19 protein-coding genes are annotated in these 18,999 nt (G+C 68.4%); 7 read left to right on the top strand and 12 right to left on the bottom strand.

Annotated elements, in window-relative coordinates; translation table 11 throughout:
- The first annotated feature begins 8 nt into the window (after nucleotides 1-8).
- From sfnG to ABIN76_RS04950, 3 genes are read left to right on the top strand one after another with little or no spacing between them, the layout of a single operon-like run.
- A complete protein-coding gene (gene sfnG, locus ABIN76_RS04960) occupies nucleotides 9-1,256 on the top strand; it encodes a dimethylsulfone monooxygenase SfnG (protein ID WP_346958603.1) in 1,248 nt (415 codons plus the stop codon).
- Nucleotides 1,256-2,611, top strand: coding sequence for an O-acetylhomoserine aminocarboxypropyltransferase/cysteine synthase family protein (locus ABIN76_RS04955; protein ID WP_346958602.1), 1,356 nt, complete (start codon nucleotides 1,256-1,258; stop codon nucleotides 2,609-2,611). The genes sfnG and ABIN76_RS04955 overlap by 1 nt, the downstream gene beginning before the upstream one ends.
- Nucleotides 2,608-3,105: a CoA-binding protein gene (locus tag ABIN76_RS04950; protein WP_346958601.1), complete on the top strand. Its 498-nt coding sequence runs from the start codon at nucleotides 2,608-2,610 to the stop codon at nucleotides 3,103-3,105. Before ABIN76_RS04955 ends, ABIN76_RS04950 begins: the two co-directional genes overlap by 4 nt.
- A 105-nt stretch (nucleotides 3,106-3,210) precedes the next feature.
- Here ABIN76_RS04950 and ABIN76_RS04945 read toward each other — a convergent pair whose 3' ends face one another.
- The 4 genes from ABIN76_RS04945 to ABIN76_RS04930 all read right to left on the bottom strand — a co-directional run bounded on the left by ABIN76_RS04945 (nucleotide 3,211) and on the right by ABIN76_RS04930 (nucleotide 6,813).
- The gene (locus ABIN76_RS04945; RefSeq protein WP_346958600.1) at nucleotides 3,211-3,954 is read right to left on the bottom strand and encodes a hypothetical protein; all 744 of its coding nucleotides are present in this window, start codon (nucleotides 3,952-3,954) and stop codon (nucleotides 3,211-3,213) included.
- Complete coding sequence (locus ABIN76_RS04940) at nucleotides 3,951-4,499, bottom strand: RNA polymerase sigma factor (RefSeq protein ID WP_346958599.1); 549 nt, start codon at nucleotides 4,497-4,499, stop codon at nucleotides 3,951-3,953. The genes ABIN76_RS04945 and ABIN76_RS04940 overlap by 4 nt, the downstream gene beginning before the upstream one ends.
- Nucleotides 4,500-4,588: 89 nt before the next feature.
- Nucleotides 4,589-5,107, bottom strand: a complete 519-nt coding sequence (locus ABIN76_RS04935) for a hypothetical protein (protein ID WP_346958598.1) — start codon at nucleotides 5,105-5,107, stop codon at nucleotides 4,589-4,591.
- 416 nt (nucleotides 5,108-5,523) lie between these two features.
- On the bottom strand, nucleotides 5,524-6,813 hold the full coding sequence (locus ABIN76_RS04930; RefSeq protein WP_346958597.1) for an adenylosuccinate synthase: 1,290 nt from the start codon (nucleotides 6,811-6,813) through the stop codon (nucleotides 5,524-5,526).
- Nucleotides 6,814-7,192: 379 nt separating this feature from the next.
- Here ABIN76_RS04930 and ABIN76_RS04925 point away from each other — a divergent pair, with 379 nt between their 5' ends.
- Nucleotides 7,193-8,401 (top strand): cobalamin-independent methionine synthase II family protein, encoded by a 1,209-nt coding sequence (locus ABIN76_RS04925; protein WP_346958596.1) that lies wholly within the window; start codon nucleotides 7,193-7,195, stop codon nucleotides 8,399-8,401.
- 222 nt (nucleotides 8,402-8,623) lie between these two features.
- A complete protein-coding gene (locus ABIN76_RS04920; RefSeq protein ID WP_346958595.1) occupies nucleotides 8,624-9,253 on the top strand; it encodes a uracil-DNA glycosylase in 630 nt (209 codons plus the stop codon).
- Between the two features lie 66 nt (nucleotides 9,254-9,319).
- Here the strand turns inward: ABIN76_RS04920 and ABIN76_RS04915 are convergent, their stop codons facing one another.
- The 4 genes from ABIN76_RS04915 to ABIN76_RS04900 all read right to left on the bottom strand — a co-directional run bounded on the left by ABIN76_RS04915 (nucleotide 9,320) and on the right by ABIN76_RS04900 (nucleotide 12,772).
- Nucleotides 9,320-9,745, bottom strand: coding sequence for a DUF3151 domain-containing protein (locus ABIN76_RS04915; RefSeq protein ID WP_346958594.1), 426 nt, complete (start codon nucleotides 9,743-9,745; stop codon nucleotides 9,320-9,322).
- Between the two features lie 2 nt (nucleotides 9,746-9,747).
- Complete coding sequence (gene fbaA, locus ABIN76_RS04910; protein ID WP_346958593.1) at nucleotides 9,748-10,767, bottom strand: class II fructose-bisphosphate aldolase; 1,020 nt, start codon at nucleotides 10,765-10,767, stop codon at nucleotides 9,748-9,750.
- Between the two features lie 193 nt (nucleotides 10,768-10,960).
- Nucleotides 10,961-11,908, bottom strand: a complete 948-nt coding sequence (locus tag ABIN76_RS04905) for a hypothetical protein (RefSeq protein ID WP_346958592.1) — start codon at nucleotides 11,906-11,908, stop codon at nucleotides 10,961-10,963.
- Nucleotides 11,909-12,085: 177 nt separating this feature from the next.
- Entirely contained in the window at nucleotides 12,086-12,772 is a 687-nt protein-coding gene (locus ABIN76_RS04900) for a TrmH family RNA methyltransferase (RefSeq protein WP_346958591.1), read from the bottom strand.
- A 52-nt stretch (nucleotides 12,773-12,824) separates the two neighbouring features.
- Between ABIN76_RS04900 and ABIN76_RS04895 the strand changes: the two genes are divergently transcribed.
- Nucleotides 12,825-13,691 carry an HAD-IIA family hydrolase gene (locus ABIN76_RS04895; RefSeq protein WP_346958590.1) on the top strand — a complete coding sequence of 289 codons (867 nt, stop codon included), beginning with the start codon at nucleotides 12,825-12,827 and terminating at the stop codon, nucleotides 13,689-13,691.
- A 34-nt stretch (nucleotides 13,692-13,725) separates the two neighbouring features.
- Here the strand turns inward: ABIN76_RS04895 and ABIN76_RS04890 are convergent, their stop codons facing one another.
- The 4 genes from ABIN76_RS04890 to pyrE all read right to left on the bottom strand — a co-directional run bounded on the left by ABIN76_RS04890 (nucleotide 13,726) and on the right by pyrE (nucleotide 16,963).
- Entirely contained in the window at nucleotides 13,726-14,766 is a 1,041-nt protein-coding gene (locus ABIN76_RS04890) for a thioesterase domain-containing protein (protein ID WP_346958589.1), read from the bottom strand.
- 79 nt (nucleotides 14,767-14,845) lie between these two features.
- Complete coding sequence (locus ABIN76_RS04885; protein WP_346958588.1) at nucleotides 14,846-15,397, bottom strand: hypothetical protein; 552 nt, start codon at nucleotides 15,395-15,397, stop codon at nucleotides 14,846-14,848.
- A 107-nt stretch (nucleotides 15,398-15,504) separates the two neighbouring features.
- Nucleotides 15,505-16,272, bottom strand: coding sequence for a GAF and ANTAR domain-containing protein (locus ABIN76_RS04880; protein ID WP_346958587.1), 768 nt, complete (start codon nucleotides 16,270-16,272; stop codon nucleotides 15,505-15,507).
- A gap of 106 nt (nucleotides 16,273-16,378) precedes the next feature.
- Nucleotides 16,379-16,963, bottom strand: a complete 585-nt coding sequence (gene pyrE / locus ABIN76_RS04875) for an orotate phosphoribosyltransferase (protein ID WP_346958586.1) — start codon at nucleotides 16,961-16,963, stop codon at nucleotides 16,379-16,381.
- Between the two features lie 135 nt (nucleotides 16,964-17,098).
- Between pyrE and acsA the strand changes: the two genes are divergently transcribed.
- Nucleotides 17,099-18,994, top strand: coding sequence for an acetate--CoA ligase (acsA, locus tag ABIN76_RS04870; RefSeq protein WP_346958585.1), 1,896 nt, complete (start codon nucleotides 17,099-17,101; stop codon nucleotides 18,992-18,994).
- Nucleotides 18,995-18,999 lie beyond the last annotated feature (5 nt).

Raw genomic sequence — 18,999 nt, 5'->3', positions numbered from 1 at the left:
GAACACCCATGACTGACATCAGCAGCGTCGCCCGTCTTTCCGAACCCCTCAAGTTCGCCTACTGGGTCCCCAACGTCTCCGGCGGCCTGGTGGTTTCCACCATCGAACAGCGCACCGGCTGGGACTTCGAGTACAACAAGAAGCTCGCCCGGATCGCGGAAAACTCCGGCTTCGAATACGCCCTGACCCAGACCCGTTACGCCGCGTCCTACGGTGCGGACAAGCAGCACGAGGCCACTTCGTTCAGCCTGGCCCTGCTGGCGGCCACCGAGCGGCTCAAGGTCATCTCCGCCGTGCACCCGGGTATGTGGCACCCCGGCGTGCTGGCGAAGTTCATCATCACCGCGGACCACATCTCCAACGGGCGCGCCGCGGTGAACATCGTCTCCGGCTGGCTCAAGGCGGAATTCGAAAACTTCGGCCTCGAGTGGCTCGAGCACGACGAGCGCTACGTCCGGACCGAGGAATTCATCCGCGTCCTCCGCGGGCTGTGGACCGAGCAGGACTACAGCCAGTCCGGCAAGTACTACAACATCACCGACTTCACCCTGCAGCCGGCGCCCGTGGACGTGCCCGGACGGGCGCACCCGGAGATCTTCTTCGGCGGCAACTCCACCGCGGCGCAGGCCACGGCCGGCCGGGTGGCGGACTGGTACTTCTCCAACGGCAAGGACCTGGAGGGATTCAAGGAGAACATCGCCGGCGTCGTCGCCGCTGCCGGTGACACCGGGCGCGGCGCCCACGGATCCCTCCCGGCCCCCAGGTTTGGCCTGAACGGCTTCGTGATCGCCGGCGATTCGGAGCAGGAAGCCCGGGACACCCTGCGCGAGATCGTCGAGAAGGCGCACAAGCCCGCCGTCGAGGGTTTCCGCGCAGCGGTCCAGGAGGCCGGCGCGTCCACGAAGGACGGCAAGGGCATGTGGGCCGACTCGAGCTTCGAGGACCTGGTCCAGTACAACGACGGGTTCAAGACCCAGCTGATCGGCACGCCGGAGCAGATCGCCGAGCGGATCGTGGAGTACAAGAAGATCGGCGTGAACCTGTTCCTCACCGGCTACCTGCACTTCCAGGAGGAGGTCGCCGCGTTCGGTGCGGACATCCTGCCGATTGTGCGCGAGCTCGAGGCGGACCTGGCCCGCAAGCACGGCACCGAACTTGTCCCCACCCGCCCCCTAGCCTCGCAAGCTCGGCCAGGGAACCCTGCGGGCGTGGGCCCATCCGCCGCGCCCGTGGCCAAGATTGAGGTGAACGCGTAATGGCCGACCGCACCTTCGGTTTCCGCACCCGCGCCCTGCACGCCGGCGGCACCCCCGACGCCGAGCACGGCGCCCGGGCCGTGCCGATCTACCAGACCACCTCCTTCGTGTTCAAGGACACCCAGGACGCCGCGAACCTCTTCGCGCTGCAGAAGTACGGCAACATCTACTCCCGGATCGGCAACCCCACGGTCGCGGCCTTCGAGGAGCGCATCGCCTCCCTTGAAGGCGGCATCGGCGCGGTGGCCACGTCCTCGGGCATGGCCGCGGAATTCATCACCTTCGCCGCCCTCACCCAGTCCGGGGACCACATCGTCGCCGCCTCCCAGCTCTACGGCGGCACGGTCACGCAGCTGGACGTCACGCTGCGCCGCTTCGGTGTGGACACCACGTTCGTCGCCGGCACCGATCCGGCGGACTACGCCGCCGCGGTCCGGGAGAACACCAAGGCGATCTTCGTCGAGGTGGTGGCCAACCCGTCGTCGGAGGTACAGGACCTTGAGGGGCTGGCGAAAGTGGCGCACGACGCCGGCATCCCGCTCGTCGTTGACGCCACCTTGAGCACGCCGTACCTGGTGCGCCCGATCGAACACGGAGCGGACATCGTCATCCACTCCGCCACCAAGTTCCTTGGCGGCCACGGCACCACGCTGGGCGGCGTGATCGTCGAGAGCGGACGCTTCGACTGGGGCAACGGCAAGTTCCCGACCATGACCGAGCCGGTTGCCTCCTACGGCAACGTCTCCTGGTGGGGGAACTTCGGCGAGTACGGCTTCCTGACCAAACTGCGCTGCGAGCAGCTGCGCGACATCGGGCCTGCGCTCTCCCCGCAGTCGGCGTTCCAGCTGCTGCAGGGCGTGGAGACGCTGCCGCAACGGCTGGATGAACACCTGAAGAACGCCCTGGCCGTGGCCGAGTGGCTTGAAGCCGACGAGCGGGTGGCCTACGTGAACTACTCCGGCCTGCCCTCGCACCCGCACTTCGAACGGGCCCGGAAGTACCTGCCGCTGGGCCCCGGCTCGGTGTTCTCCTTCGGCGTGAAGGGCGGCCGCGCCGCGGGGCAGAAGTTCATCGAGTCCCTGCAGCTGGCCTCGCACCTGGCCAACGTGGGCGACTCGCGGACCCTGGTGATCCACCCCGGCTCCACAACCCATCAGCAGCTCAGCCCGGAGCAGCTCGAATCCGCCGGCGTCCCCGAGGACCTGGTCCGGATTTCGATCGGGCTGGAAGACCTTGAGGACATCCTCTGGGACCTCGACCAGGCCCTCGACGCGGCCTCGGAGGGTTCAGCCTCGGAGGCATCCGCACCGGAAGCCCTGCCCGCGGAAACCTGCACGATCGGAGCACACGCATGAGCACGCAAGAACCCCGTACCTGGACCGGACCGTCGGCGCCGGAGCGGCTGGCCCTGCTGCGCCAGGCGAAGTCGATCGCGATTGTGGGCGCCTCGGACAAACCCTCCCGAGCGAGCTACTTCGTGGCGACCTACCTGCAGTCCTCCACCCGCTACAAGGTCTATTTCGTGAACCCGGTGGTGAAGGAGATCCTGGGCGAACCGACCTATGCGTCACTCGCTGACCTGCCGGAGAACCCGGACATCGTGGATGTGTTCCGCAAGCACGACGACCTGCCGGGCGTGCTGGACGAGGCCATCGCCGCGGGCGCCAAGACGCTCTGGCTGCAGCTGGGCTCCTGGCACGAGGATGTGGCGAAGGAGGCCGAGGCGGCCGGGCTCGACGTCGTAATGGACCGCTGCGTGAAGATCGAGCACGCCCGCTTCCACGGCGGACTGCACCTGGCCGGCTTCGACACCGGGGTCATCTCCTCGAAGCGGCAGGTCCTGGCCTAAACGAGGTCCCTTAACCCAACTGGCTCGCAGTTGTGGCCGTTTTGAGCGCTCAAAACGGCCACAACGGCGAGCTACTTGGGTTAACCGGGGCGCGGGTGGGGCGGGCTACGGCTTGGTGGTGGGGGCCGGCGTCGGCAGGCCGGGAAGCGACGGTACGGCCGGCAGCGGGCTGGGGGCCGCTCGCCGGCCGTTCTCGCCGGGAAGCCGGGGCGTGACGGGGCGCCGGTCCGGGGTCGGCAGTGATCCGCCGCGGCCGACGGCGGGAGGTGTGGCGGCAGCGCCGCCGTGCTTTGGCGCCTTCACGGTCGCCTCGGGCGACGGCGCAGCGGCGGACGCCACCGCCGCCGGGGAGGTGCCGGCCGGGACCGGAGCCGGGGCTGCCGGCACGGCGGGGAGGTCCGACGGCGTGGGGCTGGAGGGCGCCGGCGTCCGGACGGGGGCTGCGGGCTGGAAAATGACGCCCAGGGTGTGACCCACGTTTTCGCGGAAATCGTGGCTGGAGGCCGCCACCGCGCCGGCGCCCAAGCTCATGGCACCGACGACAGCGCCGCCGATGAGGGCCATCCGGCGTTTGCGGGCCCGACGGCGGTCGGCCAGGCTGCTGACACCGGTGGGGAGGTCCCCGGTGCCAGGCTCCGCATGGGAGTCCGCGGCCGGGGAGGCCGAACCGGCTGCCGACCCTGCGGCGAGCAGCGCCGCGAGGTCCGCCCGGGGCTCTGGCGCCTGCTCCGGGACGAGGGCCTGCAGCTGCTCGAGGGTGCTGCGCAGTTCGCCGGCAGCGTCGAGGCCGGAGTCACGGAGCATCGCCTGGATGCTGCCATCCTGCTGGGGGTTGCGCGTGCCGGTCATGATGCTGCGTGGTCCTTTTCGGTTACGAGTTCGCGCAGGGCACTGAGCCCGCGCCGCTGAAGCTGTTTGATGGCACCCGGGGTTTTGCCCATGATGCCGGCCACCTGATCGATGGAGAGGTCTGCGACGATCCGCAGGACCAGGACTTCCCGTTGCTCGTCGTTGAGCCGGGAGAGTGTGTGGGACAGACCGCCCAGCGAACCGAGTGCTTCGTCCTCGGCCGAGGCGGAAGACCGGGCGTCGTTCAGCGGATCGTATTCGGCCAGCTGCGGTGTCCGTTCGGCGCGGCGGTGGTGGTCGACCAGCCGGGCGTGGGCGACCGAAAAGATGAAGGTCCGCAATCCGGCGTGGCCGCCGGTGACGTTGGCCAGTTTCGGCAACACGTCCACGAAGACGTCCTGGGTGAGGGCCTCGGCGTCGTCAACGCCCTTGGCCCGGAAGTAGCCAAGCACCGCCGGGGACAGCACGGTGTAGACGGCGCTGAATCCTGACGGCTCGCCAGCCAAAGCTGCTGACAGATCGTCATCGCTCAGCTGCTCTGCCAAGAAGCGTTCCTTCCGTTTACTGCTGGGGGTGCGGCCCCCGATAGTTTAGCGGCCGCACCCCGTCGCCTCCGAAGAGAGGCGTTTGTTGCCTACTTGTCGAGCTTGGGCAGCTCAACCGACGGGTCGGCCGGCACGGCCGGGACAGCCGGGGTGGCCGGGGCGCCCTTGGCGGCCGGGACAGCCGGGGTGGCAACGGTCACGCCGGCGTGGGCCTTGGCTTCGGCAGCGCCCTTGGCGTTGGCGGCACCCTCGACGGCGGCGCCGTCCTTGTCAGCGGACACGGCGCCCTCAGCGGCGCCTTCGGTTTCCTCGGTGCCCTCGACGTCGGCGGTGCCCTCGGCGTCAGCGTCGGCGTCGGCCTTCGCGGAGTTCTCAACGTCCGGGGTGGCCGGAGCAGCCGGAACGGCGGGGGTGGCCGGAGCGGAGGGCAGCTCCGCGGTGGCCGGGACAGCCGGCACGGCGGGGGTGGCGGGCGTAGCGTGGTTCACTTCAGCCTGCTGGGTGCTGGAGGTCTGGGCCGCGTTGGCCAGGCCGATTCCGGAGAAACCTCCGACCGCGAGAATCGCGGCGCCGACAGCAATCTTGGTGGTCTTGCTAACACTCTTCATGTAGAACGTACATCCTTTGGTTGTTTGAAGGCCGGCCGGCGCCTGATGGGGGCAGGCGCCGGCCGGCACTTACGGTCGAAGTCCTGTCGGCGCCTGATGGGGGCAGGCGCCCGTCGGATCTCTCGGTCGAAGTCCGCAGCGCCTGATGGGGGCAGGCGCCGGGCGGATCTTTCGCTACAAGGCCGTCCGTACCTGGTGGGGGACCAGGGCCCGGGCGGCGCTTACAAAGGAGTAATCGCCGGGGCACCCCGAAAGGTTACGCACCGGCCGGAAATTTTTTGGTTTCCTCATCTGCGGCGCGGCGGGGACCCGTCTCCGGCCCTAAACAACCGCCCCTAGCGACGGCCCTTAACCACGACGGCGGCGGGCCACCCTTGTCAGGTGACCCGCCGCCGTCGGACGCCAGTTGGCCGGTGTTAGTCGTTAATCAGGTCGTTGACCACGATCGTCTGGTCGCGGTCCGGGCCGACGCCGATCGCGGAGAAGCGCGTGCCGGAGAGCTTCTCGAGGGCCAGCACGTAGTTCCGGGCGTTCTCCGGCAGGTCGTCCAGGGTGCGGGCGCCGGTGATGTCCTCGGTCCAACCCTCGAAGTACTCGAAGATCGGCTTGGCGTGGTGGAACTCGGTCTGGGTCATCGGCATCTCGTCGTGCCGCACGCCGTCGACGTCGTAGGCCACACACACCGGGATCTGCTCAATGCCGGTGAGCACGTCCAGCTTGGTGACGAAGTAGTCGGTGAAGCCGTTCACGCGCGAGGCGTGGCGGGCCAGCACGGCGTCGTACCAGCCGCAGCGGCGCGGCCGGCCGGTGTTGACGCCGAACTCGCCGCCGGTCTTCTGCAGGTACACGCCCATCTCATCGAACAGTTCCGTGGGGAACGGGCCTGCGCCGACGCGCGTGGTGTAGGCCTTGATGATGCCGATGGAGCGGGAGATCCGGGTGGGGCCGATGCCCGAGCCGACGGAGGCGCCGCCCGCGGTGGGGTTGGAGGACGTCACGAACGGGTAGGTGCCGTGGTCGACGTCCAGGAACGTGGCCTGGCCGCCCTCCATCAGGACCACCTTGCCCTCATCCAGCGCCTTGTTCAGCACGAAGGTGCTGTCAATGACCAGCGGGCGCAGGCGTTCGGCGAAGGACAGGAAGTAGTCCACGATCTCGTCGACCTCGATGTCCCGTCGGTTGTAGACCTTGACCAGCAGTTCATTCTTCTGCCGCAGCGAGCCTTCGACCTTCTGGCGCAGGATGGAGGCGTCGAAGACGTCCTGCACGCGGATGCCGAGGCGCGCGACCTTGTCCATGTAGGCCGGGCCGATGCCACGGCCGGTGGTGCCGATCGCGCGGCTGCCGAGGAACCGTTCGGTGACCTTGTCCAGCACCTGGTGGTAGGGCGCCACCAGGTGGGCGTTGGCGGAGACGCGCAGCTTGGAGGTGTCCGCGCCGCGCGCTTCCAGGCCGTCGATCTCCTGGAACAGGGCTTCAAGGTTCACCACGCAACCGTTGCCGATCACCGGGACTGCGTTCGGGCTCAGGATGCCGGCAGGAAGGAGCTTCAGCTCATACTTCTCACCGCCCACGACGACGGTGTGCCCGGCGTTGTTGCCGCCGTTGGGCTTGACGACGTAGTCGACGCGGCCGCCGAGCAGGTCGGTGGCCTTACCTTTGCCTTCGTCGCCCCATTGGGCTCCGACGATCACGATTGCTGGCATGGGATCCTCCCCCATTCGTTCGGGCCGAACTGTACGTGAATGACCGGGTGGTCAGCGCAGCTCAGCGCCGTTCATGAGAATGCCCCGAATCTACCGCTGTGCTCTTACCATCAACGCCAGAGTCCGGGGCTCTTACCACCCAAGTTTAGCCGAAAACGGTGGGCGGCACCGTTTTGACTCCCTGCGTGGAGGGCCGCGACACATAGTGGGCACAACTTGCGGTGCGGGCACGGCGTGGAATTAAGTGGGAGTGACCATCCCGAGCGGCCGAGGGACCTGGACCGTTGACGCCGCAGCAACCCCGCCGTACGCGGCCCGCCACGCGCGGCCCCGTCCGGCCACGGTGCTACCGCCAGGACCGATGGAAAGGAACCGCACCATGTCCCAGAACACCGACCACATCCGCGTCACCCACGCCGGGTCGTTGCCCCGCACCCCCGAACTCATCGCCGCCAACGAGGCCAAGGAAGCCGACGGCATCACCCCCGAGTTCCTGGACCTGCTGGAAACCTCGGTGGTGGACGTCGTCCAGCGCCAGAAGGACCTCGGCATCGACATCCCGAACGACGGCGAGTACGGCCATGCCATGGCCAGCTCGGTCGACTACGGCGCCTGGTGGAACTATTCATTCGCCCGGCTCGGCGGCCTTGAACCGACAGACGTGGACCGCTGGGCCGACGCCGCGGTGCACCGCTCCAGCCCCGGGCACATCGTCCTGACCTCGTTCCCGGACCGCCGCGACCGGCAGGCCTTCAACGACGCCTACAACGACCCCTCCTCCGGGATCCTGGCCCACCGCAAGGCCGTCACGCAGCCGAAGATCGCGGGCCCACTGACCTACACCGGGCAGGAGCTTGTGGCCTCGGACATCACCAACCTCAAGACCGGCCTGGCCGCGGCCGGACTCACCGAGGGCTTCGTCGCGTCGCTCTCCCCCGGATCCTGCGCCCGTGTCGCCAACGAGTACTACAAGAGCGATGAGGAACTCCTCTACGCCTGCGCCGACGCGATGCGCGAGGAATACAAGGCCATCATCGACGCCGGGCTGACGGTCCAGCTCGACGATCCCTCCCTGGCCGAGAGCTGGGACCAGATCAACCCGGAGCCGAGCCTTGAGGACTACCTGAAGTTCATCCAGCTGCGCGTCGAGGCCACCAACTGGGCGCTGCGCGACCTCCCGCAGGACAAGATCCGGCTGCACGTCTGCTGGGGCTCCTGGCACGGACCGCACACCACGGACATCCCCTTCGCGGACATCATCGGCTCCGTCCTGCAGGTCAACGCCGGCGCGTACTCCTTCGAGGCCGCCAACGTCCGGCACGAACACGAATGGCGGGTCTGGGAGGACACCAAGCTTCCCGAGGGCAAGTCGATTATCCCGGGCGTTGTCTCGCACGCCACCAACGTCGTGGAGCACCCCGACCTCGTGGCCGACCGGATCGTGCGCTTCGCGGAACTGGTGGGCCGCGAGAACGTGATCGCCTCCACGGACTGCGGCCTCGGCGGCCGCGTCCACCCGCAGATCGCTTTCGCCAAGCTCGATGCCCTTGGTGAGGGTGCCCGCCGGGCCAGCAAGCGGCTCTGGTAACCGGTCTAAGCGGACGGTGTTAACCGGTCCGGGCAGCCGGCAGTTGCCGGCTGCCCGGACGACTCGCCGGACATTTCGCGGGGCTTGATAGACTGGAAAAGACCGAACAGGAATCGGTCCACACCACATTTTCAAACCACACCGGCCTCCGCGCGCCCTCCCTTTGGCGTGCCCGGGATCGGTCTGGCAGCTTTACCAATCCCGCAGGAGACCCAGCAATACATGACAGCCCTGGCCACTGAAAATTTCCGCGAACAGCTCCTGAGCCGCCGTTACGAAGCAAACGTCGCGCCGGTGAACGAACTGTGCGACACACTGCAGACCGCCAAAGCTGGCACCACGGTCCCCTACGTGGATCCCGCCCACGACATTGACGAGTGCCGCATCATCAGCCTCTTCTCCAACATCGGCACCGCCGATCCGTCCGGCTTCATCACCGCCGGCGACGAGGAAGCCGCCACCCGCATGCTGGGCATCCAGTGGAAACTGGGCCTGCGCCCGGAATTTGTGATGCCGTGGAACGTCCACCCGTGGCACGTAGACGGCGAGCCGAACGGCAAGTTTACGCCGGACCAGATCTCGGCGGGCCTCAAGCCGCTGCTGAAGTTCCTCGCCCTGGTTCCGCGCGCCTCCGTGATCGTGGCGCACGGCACCGAGGCCAACCGCCTGGCCAACCTCCTGCTCAAGACCGAGGTGCCGATGATCTGGCGCCGCGGCCTGAAGACGTACAAGGTCCGCTCGCTCAGCGGCCGCGCGTTCGCCGGCACCCCGGCCCGCCAGGAGCAATACCTCGAGGAAATGCGCGTCGCCTACGCCGACGCCATGGCCCGCACCGGGCTGGCCAAGGCCTAATCCGCCCGCAATAACGACGGCGGGCGCCCACCGAATGGTGGACGCCCGCCGTCGTCGTTTAACCCGTCAGCCCTGGGCTTCGATGGCCGCCCTGGCGGTGGGGTCGGATTCCTTGAGGAACTTCTCGATCCGTTCCGGCTCCTCGGCCTCGCCGATCGCCGCGGAGGCGCGGCCCAGCGAGTACAGGGCGCGCAGGAAGCCCCGGTTTGGTTCGTGCTCCCACGGGATCGGGCCGGCGCCGCGCCAGCCGTTGCGGCGCAGCGAGTCCAGGCCGCGGTGGTAGCCGACCCGGGCGTAAGCGTAGGAGTCGATGGTCCGGCCTTCCTTCCACGCTTCCTCGGCCAGCACGGCCCAGAGCAGCGAGGACGTCGGGTGCTTCTCCACCAGGTCCAGCGCCTCCTGGCCCGCGTCCAGGCCCGCGTTGACCTCGATCTCGGCAGGGAGCAGCGTGGGCTCGGGGCCCATCAGGTTCCGGCGGAACTCGTCCGACACGGCTAGAACGTCTTGCCGGTGGAGCCGAGCTGCTGGGCTGCCTCCACCACTCGGGCAGCCAGGCCGGCTTCGGCGGACGCGCCCCAGACGCGGGGGTCGTAGAGCTTCTTGTTGCCGACTTCGCCGTCGACCTTCAGCACGCCGTCGTAGTTGCGGAACATGTGGTCGGCGACCGGGCGGGTGTAGGCGTACTGGGTGTCGGTGTCGATGTTCATCTTGATCACGCCGTAGGAGACCGCGTCCGCGATTTCCTGCTCCGAGGAGCCGGAGCCGCCGTGGAAGACGAGGTCGAACGGGCTGGTCTTGCCGATCTTCGCGCCGACCTGCTCCTGGATGTCCTTGAGGATCTCCGGGCGCAGCTTGACGCCGCCGGGCTTGTACACACCGTGCACGTTGCCGAAGGTCAGGGCCGTGATGTAGCGGCCGTTCTCGCCGGAGCCGAGGGCGTCGATGGTCGCGAGGGCGTCCTCGACCGTGGTGTAGAGCTTGTCGTTGATGGCGTTCTCGACGCCGTCTTCCTCGCCGCCAACCGTGCCGATCTCCACCTCGAGGATCATCTTGGCCGCGGCGGTGCGCGCCAGCAGCTCCTGCGCGATCCGGAGGTTCTCCTGCAGGGTTTCGGCCGAGCCGTCCCACATGTGCGAGTTGAAGAGCGGGTTGCGGCCGGCCTTGACCTCGGCCTCGGAGGCGGCGAGCAGCGGCAGGACGAAGCCGTCCAGCTTGTCCTTGGGGCAGTGGTCAGTGTGCAGGGCGATGTTGACGCCGTAGTTCTTGGCGACCTCGCGGGCGAACGCGGCGAAGCCCAGCGAGCCGGCCACCATGTCCTTGGTGGAGGCACCGGACCAGTAGGCGGCGCCGCCGGTGGAGACCTGGACGATGCCGTCGGACTCGGCCTCGGCGAAGCCGCGCAGGGCGGCGTTCAGGGTCTGGGAGGAGGTGACGTTGACGGCCGGGAATGCGAAGCCGCCCGTCTTTGCGCGGTCGATCATCTCGGAGTAGATCTCTGGGGTTGCAATGGGCATGCTGACTCCTAAAGTGAATTTCGTCTGCGGGCTGGGTTGACCCTGGAGTGAACCTCGTCGGCTACGAACCATCCTAGTCATTCCTGCGCCACGGCAGTGTCTCCGGTCACGCCGGAGGTGTAACACTCGCCCGGCCGCCCCCGCCGAGATGGCAGGTCGCGGCAGTGTTTCCGGAAAACACTGCCGCGAAGTGTCATCTCGGGCGCCACCCCCGGCTCTCCAGCGCTGCCCGGACTTTCCGGACGACGGCGGGACGGTCGCCGGCCAGGTCGAAGCGCGAGACCCTGAGCTCCTGCCAGCCGGACCGCGCTGCGGTGTCGGCCCTTCGAATGTCCCGCAGGTACTGCTCGTCCCTGTTGTGGTGCGGTCCCTCGTACTGCAGCGCGAGCCGCCACTGCGGGTATGCCGCGTCGGGCCAGAGAACAGGCGCTGCGCCCCCGCCCCATTCGACCTGACCCCAGACCACATGGTTCAGCACCGGCTCGGGCAGCCCCGCCTGCACCAGGGCCAGCCGCATCTGCGTTTCCGGCGCCGAATCGGCCCCCACCCGGACGAGTTCGACGGCGGCTCTGGCTGTGCGCACACCGCGGGACCCCGGATGCCGGGCAACCATCCCCCTCAGGTCCGCGATGCTGCACAGGGCCCGACGCGGAAAGGGATGCTCCGGCCCGTGTTCGCAGACCAGGGAATCGGCCACTGCCACAAGGTCCTCCACCGGCAGCATCCTGGCCAGATCCAGAAAAGTCCGGGCCGGCGAGGTGAGCCGGACGCCGTCGAGCTCCACCACTTCATCCGGCAGAAGCGTCAGAAGATGCCCCACGACGTTTACCCGGCGCGGCATGCTGGCACCCCGGCGGCGGGCCAGGTGGATGCGCCAGTCCTCGCCCTGCCAGGGTGGCAGCGGGGCTTTCCAGAGGCGGGCGGCCGAGCCGAGCGCGAGGATGGAGCCGTCGTCGAGCTCCGTGTAGGCGCGCAGGGCCACGGTGCCGGCGGCCCTTGACGCCAGCGGCATCCGGATGCCGCGCGACACCGTGACCAGGTCGCCGGCGCGGGTGCGCGTCCGGGTGACGCCGGCCTTGTCCGCCGCTCGCAGCGAGAAGGACCCGGCGGAGAGGTGAGGGGGAAGCGGCGCCCGGCGCATGGGCTCATTCTTGCCGCTCCTCGCCCCTTCTGCTCCGGTTATCCACAGGTCCGGCCTTCCGCTGCGCCGAGATGGCATGTCGCGGCAGTATTTCCGGGAAATACTGCCGCGAAGTGTCATCTCGCGCGGACCGGCGGAGCTGACCGGCGGAGCGGAGGGTGCCGGGGCCCGGGGCGGTTACCCCGGCAGCTGGTTGAACACGTGCCGGCGGATCCAGGCGTGCATCGCGATCGCGGCCGCGGAGGCAGCGTTGATGGAGCGCGTGGACCCGAACTGCTCGATCGAGAGCGTCGCCACGGCGGCCTCGTGGACCTCCGGCGTCAGGCCCGGCCCCTCCTGGCCGAACACCAGCACACAGTCCCGGGGCAGCTCGTAGGTTTCCAGCGGGACGGAATCGGGGAAGATGTCGATCCCGATCACGGCCAGCCCCTCCGCCTGGGCCCAGGCGACAAATTCGTCCACGGTGGCGTGGTGGCGGACGTGCTGGTAGCGGTCCGTGACCATGGCCCCGCGGCGGTTCCACCGGCGTCGTCCGATGATGTGGACTTCCTTGGCCAGGAACGCGTTGGCGGTGCGGACCACGGTGCCGATGTTCATGTCGTGCTGCCAGTTTTCGATGGCGATGTGGAAGTTGTGGCGCCGCGAGTCCAGGTCCGCCACGATCGCCTCGTGCTTCCAGTACCGGTACTTGTCCACCACGTTGCGGCGGTCACCGTCCGCCAGCAGGTCCGGGTCCCAATGTTCGCCCTCCGGCCACTGACCCTGCCAGGGCCCGACGCCGACCTCCGCCTTAGGCTCCGCCTCACCGTCCGGAGCGGCCGGGGTGCCGGCGGGGTGTTCGCTGGGTGTCTCGGGTTCAATCACGACTCAACAGTAGACTGGGACCTGTTGCGGCACACTATTGGCGGAGGGCACCATGGCGGATCAGCACGAAGACCACGGGACAGACCGGCGTTCGGACCCGGACGAGGTGCAGTCCACGTCCTCGGTGTACCGCAGCGGCCAGGAAATCGAATGCTGGCTGACGGACATGGACGGCGTGCTGGTCCACGAAAACCAGCCGATCCCGGGAGCCTCGGAACTCATCCAGCGCTGGGTGGATACGTCCAAACGGTTCCTGGTCCTCACCAATAATTCGATCTTCACGCCCCGCGACCTTGCCGCCCGGCTGAAAAGCTCCGGCCTGGAAATCCCGGAGGAGAACATCTGGACCTCGGCCCTCGCGACGGCCCAGTTCCTCAAGGACCAGGTGCGCGGCTCCGAATCCGGCAACCGCGCCTACACCATCGGTGAGGCCGGGCTGACGACGGCGCTGCATGAGGCGGGCTTCATCCTCACCGACCAGGACCCGGACTTTGTGGTGCTCGGCGAGACCCGGACCTACTCCTTCGAGGCCATCACCATGGCCATCCGCCTGATCCTGGGCGGCGCGCGCTTCATCGCGACCAACCCGGACGCCACCGGCCCGTCCAAGGACGGCCCGATGCCCGCCACCGGTGCGATCGCGGCGCTGATCACCAAGGCGACCGGACGTGAACCCTACATTGTGGGCAAGCCGAACCCGATGATGTTCCGCTCCGCGATGAATCAGATCGACGCCCACTCGGAGACCACCGCCATGATCGGTGACCGGATGGACACCGACATCATCGCCGGTATGGAGGCGGGGCTGCACACGGTGCTGGTGCTCAGCGGCATCACCCACAAGGACGACGTCGCGGCCTACCCGTTCCGGCCCAACCAGACCCTGAACTCGGTCGCGGACCTGAAGAACCAGATCTGAGCGAACGCCGGGTGCCGGCCGGGGGCTACTTCGGCTAGACCGCGGTCTTTTTGCCCCCGCCGGAGGCGAGCGGCAGGAACTCGTCCTGGAGCTCCTCGATGAGCGGCCGGTAGACGAAGGGGTTCCACTGCGGGCTGGCGTGGGCCGGCCGTGCACCGTCGGTTTGCAGCGAATCCGAGACCATGTTCGCCTTGAACCGCAGCATCCAGGTGTCCCGGGCCGTCTCGTAACTGACGGTCTGGTCCCTGGGGTTGCCGATGAACGCCATCTTCGCGTCCCCCAGCCGGCCGACGAACCGGTTCAGGTCGAAGTGGTAAATGTAGGCCGATTCCGTCTGGATCAGCACACTGGACGGGGCGATCGGCGAGAGCTGCTCCATGGTCTGGTCCAGGATCTGGCCCCAGCTGCGTTCGTGCTTGTTGAGCACCCGCTCGCCGAGTTCATAGCCGCCGCGCAGCACGGTGGGAAACCGGAATCCGCTCTCGTAGAGAAACACCACCCCGTCGAACCAGCTCTGGTCCAGCACGTCGTACCGGCTGGCCGGGCTGGAGTCCAGCAGGATGAACGCCACCTGGACGCCGTGCAGCTCCAGGAGCCGGGCGGCGACCTGCACCGCCACCATGCCGCCGAAGCTGTGGCCATAGAAGTAGACGGTGTCCAGCTGGTGGGCGCGGATGTGTTCGATGACCGCGATCACGATCTTGTCGATGTCCATGCCAACGTTGGAATATCCGACGGCGGCCAGCTGGCCCCGCTTGGTCAGCGCACCGCGCAGCGAGTTCAGGATCCACTGCGCTTCTTCCCAGCTGGTCTTGTACCCCGGGAAGAGGAACCAGGCAGCGTGGGGGAAATACAGCTCCGCGACGTCGTCGGGCACCATCAGGATCTTGTTGACGCGCCGCTCGGCCTGCACCCGGCGGGTGAACAGCATGTCCGCGGCAAGGACGGAGGCAGCGCCGGTTCCGATGAGGAAGTTCCGCCGCGAAAACCGCTCAAGTTCGGCGGCGTGCCGGAGCACGCGGGCCTCCTCGTTCCGGGGTCCGCGCCCGTCGTTCGCTTCGGTCTCATGCGGCACACCTCTACCGTAGCCATTGTGCCGCTGCAGCAGAAAACGCAGGGTGGATCCCCGCTCCGGCGGCCGCGCCGGCCCGGACTCAGGCGGGTTCGGGCTCGCGCCCGGCTTCGCGCCGGCTGAGTTCCAAGCTGATGTCCTCGTACCGGGCCAGCAGTTCCGAGGGCGCACCGGTGGCGGGATCGTCGAGCTTGCCGAAGACGCAGTCGCTGGCAGCCAGCAGTTCGTCGTCGGAGTAGCGGGCCAGCGTCCGGGTGCCGGACGGGTTGATGGAGGCGGTGAAGTCACCGGAGAGGTCCAGCGGCTGGAACACCTTGCCGAAGTCATCGCCGAACATCTGCAGTTCCAGCGATACTCCGGCCGCGACGGTCAGGGCGCCGGCCACATCCAACTGGCTGAACCGGCCGTCAATGGCGTTCAAGTCGTTGCGCAGGCCCGCCAGGGCCGCTGATTCGACGAACTCGGCGTGGCCGAGGTCCACCCGGATATGGGAGCTGATGCCCATGCGGCGGATGCGCTGGATCAGCTGGATCAGGGCCGGGCGGGAAGTTTGGCTGAGGCGCCCCCGGACATCAATCCGGATGACATCTGAAGCGACGTCGAGCTTGACCTGGGCGTTAAGAGAGTGGTCCATAGGTACTCCAAAGAAAGTGTCTATGGCCGACGGCTCAACCTCACTCAGCGTATCTGCACGATGTAAAGGGCACAAGTCCCCTATTTTTGCCGCTCGTTCACCGGCCCTTATCCGGTGGCCTGCCGTCCGGGCTCCTGGAAGTGGGTCCGCGTGGCGGAGCCGCCGACCGACTCCACCAGCGAGGTGGCGATGTCGCGCAGCTTGACGTTGCCGTTGCTTGACGCGTCCATGAGGATCCGCACCGCCGTCTCCTGGCTGCAGCGGTTCTGGGCCATCACAATCCCGATGGCCATGTCGATGACGGTGCGCGATTCCAGCGTGGCCCGCAGGTTCGTGGCGCTGTCCGTGTGCAGCGAAAAGCGCACGGCCATCCGCAGGGCCTGGGAGATTTGCCGGGTGAAGTCACGCGCACGCGCCGCGACGTCGCCGTCGAATTTGTGCGGCGCGTCCGAATACAGGTTCAGGGCTGCCTGGGCTTCGCCTTGGAGGTGGAACGGTACGGACAGCACCGAGCGCAGTCCGTGGGAGGCCACGGCGGTGGCGTAGTCCGGTCCCCAGCGGTCTTCCTCGAACAGGTCCGGGACGTAGACCTCGCGTTCCTCCTGCGCCGCCGTCAGGCACGGCCCCTGCGCCAGCCGGTACTGGATTTCGTCCACTTCGCGGGCCGAGTCGCTGCTCCAGCCGATGGTGGCGGCCTTCCGGTCCCGCAGCAGGGTGATGCCGCAGAGCGCGTCGTCGCCCTCACCGGCCACCTGGTGCGCGGAGAAGCGCGCGAGTTCGTTAAGGAACTCTTCGAAGTCGGTGCTGTCGAGGATCAGGTTCTGGACCTGGTCAACGGTATTGACGGATGCAGGGGATTCCTGGGGCGGGAGCATAGCGCGTTTCTCCAACTACGGGTACGAATGTACCGACTGGGGGTATGTCAAAAGGATAAGTCACCCCTATAGCACCGTCCACACGTGTCCGCCGCCGGTGAAATGCCTAGTTCAGGCCGAGTTCATCCTTTCCGAAGGCGAACAGGTAGGGGACGCCGGCCTCGGCTTCGATCTTTTCCTTGGCGCCCGTGTCGCGGTCCACAATCACGGCTACGGCGACGACGTTGCCGCCGGCCCGGCGCACGCCCTCAACGGCGGTGAGCGCGGAGCCGCCCGTGGTGGAGGTGTCCTCCAGGACCAGGACCTTGCGGCCCTCGACCGAGGGGCCCTCAACCTGGCGGCCCATGCCGTAGGACTTCTGCGCCTTGCGGACCACGAAGGCGTCCACCGGACGGCCGGCGTCGACGGCGGCGTGCATCACGGCGGTGCCCACCGGGTCTGCCCCCATGGTCAGTCCGCCGGCGCACTCAAAGTCGATCCCGGCGTCGTCCATCAGCGACAGCATGACCTGGCCGACCAGCTTGGAGGCCTCGTGGTGCAGGGTGATGCGGCGCAGGTCGATGTAGTAGTCGGCTTCGGCGCCGCTGGAGAGGATGACCTTGCCGCGGACGACGGCCAGCTCCTTGATCAGTTCCAGGAGGCGGGCACGGGCGGCAGCAGCGTCGGCTGCAAAGTCACTGGTGGCAGTCATGGGACCCAGTTTAGTGGCTGGCCGCGGCCCGAATCCCAGTCCGGACCGCAGATGTCGGGGCGGGCCGCACGCCCCGGCGCGTGCACGGGACTTACGGCACTGGCAGCCGGCGCGGGGCGGGCGTCCGATGTAAGCATGACGGCAGGAACCGAACCTTCCACCCGCTGGCCGGCGATCCCCAAGGACCCGGGCAGCTTCCGGGTCCGGCCCAACCTGCTGGATTATGACGCGAGCTGCGCGGCCTTTTCATGGGAGGACGCCCGCCGGGAACTGTCCGGACTGCCCGGGGGCCGGGGCCTGAACATCGCCTTCGAGGCCGCGGACCGGCATGCGGCCGGCGGACGCGGCGGCCGGGAGGCGCTGCGGTTCATCCGCGCCGACGGGACCAGCCATGCGCTCACCTACGGGCAGCTGGCCGAGCAAAGCAGCCGGTTCGCCGCGGTGTTGCGCAGCCTCGGCGTCGGGCGCGGCGAGCGCGTCTTCTCGCTCAGCGGCCGCACCCCCTCCCTCTACATCGCGATGCTCGGCACCTTCAAGAACGCGAGCGTGTTCTGCCCGCTGTTCTCGGCCTTCGGGCCGGAGCCCGTGCGGCAGCGGCTGCAGCTGGGCTCCGGGCGGGTGCTCATCACCACCCGCGCACTGTACCGGCGGAAGGTGGCGCAGCTGCGCGGCTCGCTGCCGGAGCTGCGGCATGTGCTGCTGACCGACGCCGGCGGCGGCGCGGAGCCGGGCACCCTGGACCTGGAAGAGCTGATGCAGGCAGCCCCCACGGACGCGGAGATCGCGGCGACCGGGCCCGAGGACATGGCCCTGCTGCACTTCACCTCCGGCACCACCGGCACGCCCAAGGGCGCCATCCACGTGCACGACGCCGTCACCGCCCACCACGCGACCGGCACCTTCGCGCTGGACGTGCATCCGGACGATGTCTACTGGTGCACGGCCGATCCCGGCTGGGTGACCGGGACGTCCTACGGTGTCCTCGCCCCGCTCAGCCACGGCGTGACGAGCATTGTGGACGAGGAGGAAATGGACGCGGACCGCTGGTACCGGATCCTCGCCGAGCAGCACGTCACGGTCTGGTACACCGCGCCGACCGCGCTGCGGATGCTGATGAAGGCCGGGGCGGAGCGGGCCGCCGGGCACGACCTGTCAGCCCTGCGCTTTGTGGCCAGCGTCGGCGAGCCGCTCAACCCGGAGGTGGTGGTGTGGGGCAAGGAAGCCTTCGGCCAGCCGGTGCATGACAACTGGTGGCAGACCGAAACCGGCGGCATCATGATCTCGAACTTCGCGGCCACCGAGATCCGGCCGGGTTCCATGGGCCGGCCGCTGCCCGGCATCGAGGCTGCCCTGATGGCCCGGGACGCACAGGACAAGCTGGTGGTCCGCGACGGGCGGGCGGTACTGGTCACCGAGCCGGACACCATGGGCGAGCTGGCCCTCCGGCCCGGCTGGCCCTCGATGTTCCGCGGCTACCTGCACGAGGAGGAACGCTACCGCCGGTGCTTCGTGGGCGGCTGGTACCTCACCGGCGACCTCGCCAAGCGCGACGCCGACGGCTACTACTGGTTCGTCGGCCGCGGCGACGACGTAATCAAGTCCTCGGGGCACCTGATCGGCCCGTTCGAGGTGGAGAGCTCCCTGATGGAGCACGAGGCCGTCGCCGAGGCCGGCGTCATCGGCGTCCCGGACCCGGTCGCCGGCGAGGTGGTCAAGGCCTTTGTGGAGCTGCGCCCCGGCTGGGAGCCGTCCGAGCAGCTGCAGCTGGACATCATCGGATTCGCCCGCAAACGGCTGGGCCCCGCCGTCGCGCCCCGGCTGCTGGACTTCACCACGGCGCTGCCAAAAACCCGCAGCGGGAAGATCCTCCGCCGCCTGCTCAAGGCCCGCGAACTGGGGCTGCCGGAGGGCGACACGTCCACCATCGAGTCCCCGCCGGGGGCGGTGCCCGAAGGCACTGCGCCGGGCTCAGCACCGGGCGGGGCGGTGCCCGGCAGCCAGCCAGGAGTAGCGCCGGAGGGCCGGCAGTGACCGGG

The organism is uncultured Arthrobacter sp. (genome assembly GCF_964021775.1).
Lineage (GTDB): Bacteria > Actinomycetota > Actinomycetes > Actinomycetales > Micrococcaceae > Arthrobacter.
This window is presented reverse-complemented; position numbering and strand designations above follow the sequence as displayed.

Excerpts from the sequence above, each read along its gene's own strand:
- sfnG (WP_346958603.1), top strand. The coding sequence starts at position 9 with ATGACTGACATCAGCAGCGTCGCCCGTCTTTCCGAACCCCTCAAGTTC.
- ABIN76_RS04955 (WP_346958602.1), top strand. The coding sequence starts at position 1,256 with ATGGCCGACCGCACCTTCGGTTTCCGCACCCGCGCCCTGCACGCCGGC.
- ABIN76_RS04950 (WP_346958601.1), top strand. The coding sequence starts at position 2,608 with ATGAGCACGCAAGAACCCCGTACCTGGACCGGACCGTCGGCGCCGGAG.
- ABIN76_RS04945 (WP_346958600.1), bottom strand. The coding sequence starts at position 3,954 with ATGACCGGCACGCGCAACCCCCAGCAGGATGGCAGCATCCAGGCGATG.
- ABIN76_RS04935 (WP_346958598.1), bottom strand. The coding sequence starts at position 5,107 with ATGAAGAGTGTTAGCAAGACCACCAAGATTGCTGTCGGCGCCGCGATT.
- ABIN76_RS04930 (WP_346958597.1), bottom strand. The coding sequence starts at position 6,813 with ATGCCAGCAATCGTGATCGTCGGAGCCCAATGGGGCGACGAAGGCAAA.
- ABIN76_RS04925 (WP_346958596.1), top strand. The coding sequence starts at position 7,193 with ATGTCCCAGAACACCGACCACATCCGCGTCACCCACGCCGGGTCGTTG.
- ABIN76_RS04920 (WP_346958595.1), top strand. The coding sequence starts at position 8,624 with ATGACAGCCCTGGCCACTGAAAATTTCCGCGAACAGCTCCTGAGCCGC.
- fbaA (WP_346958593.1), bottom strand. The coding sequence starts at position 10,767 with ATGCCCATTGCAACCCCAGAGATCTACTCCGAGATGATCGACCGCGCA.
- ABIN76_RS04905 (WP_346958592.1), bottom strand. The coding sequence starts at position 11,908 with ATGCGCCGGGCGCCGCTTCCCCCTCACCTCTCCGCCGGGTCCTTCTCG.
- ABIN76_RS04895 (WP_346958590.1), top strand. The coding sequence starts at position 12,825 with ATGGCGGATCAGCACGAAGACCACGGGACAGACCGGCGTTCGGACCCG.
- ABIN76_RS04885 (WP_346958588.1), bottom strand. The coding sequence starts at position 15,397 with ATGGACCACTCTCTTAACGCCCAGGTCAAGCTCGACGTCGCTTCAGAT.
- ABIN76_RS04880 (WP_346958587.1), bottom strand. The coding sequence starts at position 16,272 with ATGCTCCCGCCCCAGGAATCCCCTGCATCCGTCAATACCGTTGACCAG.
- pyrE (WP_346958586.1), bottom strand. The coding sequence starts at position 16,963 with ATGACTGCCACCAGTGACTTTGCAGCCGACGCTGCTGCCGCCCGTGCC.
- acsA (WP_346958585.1), top strand. The coding sequence starts at position 17,099 with ATGACGGCAGGAACCGAACCTTCCACCCGCTGGCCGGCGATCCCCAAG.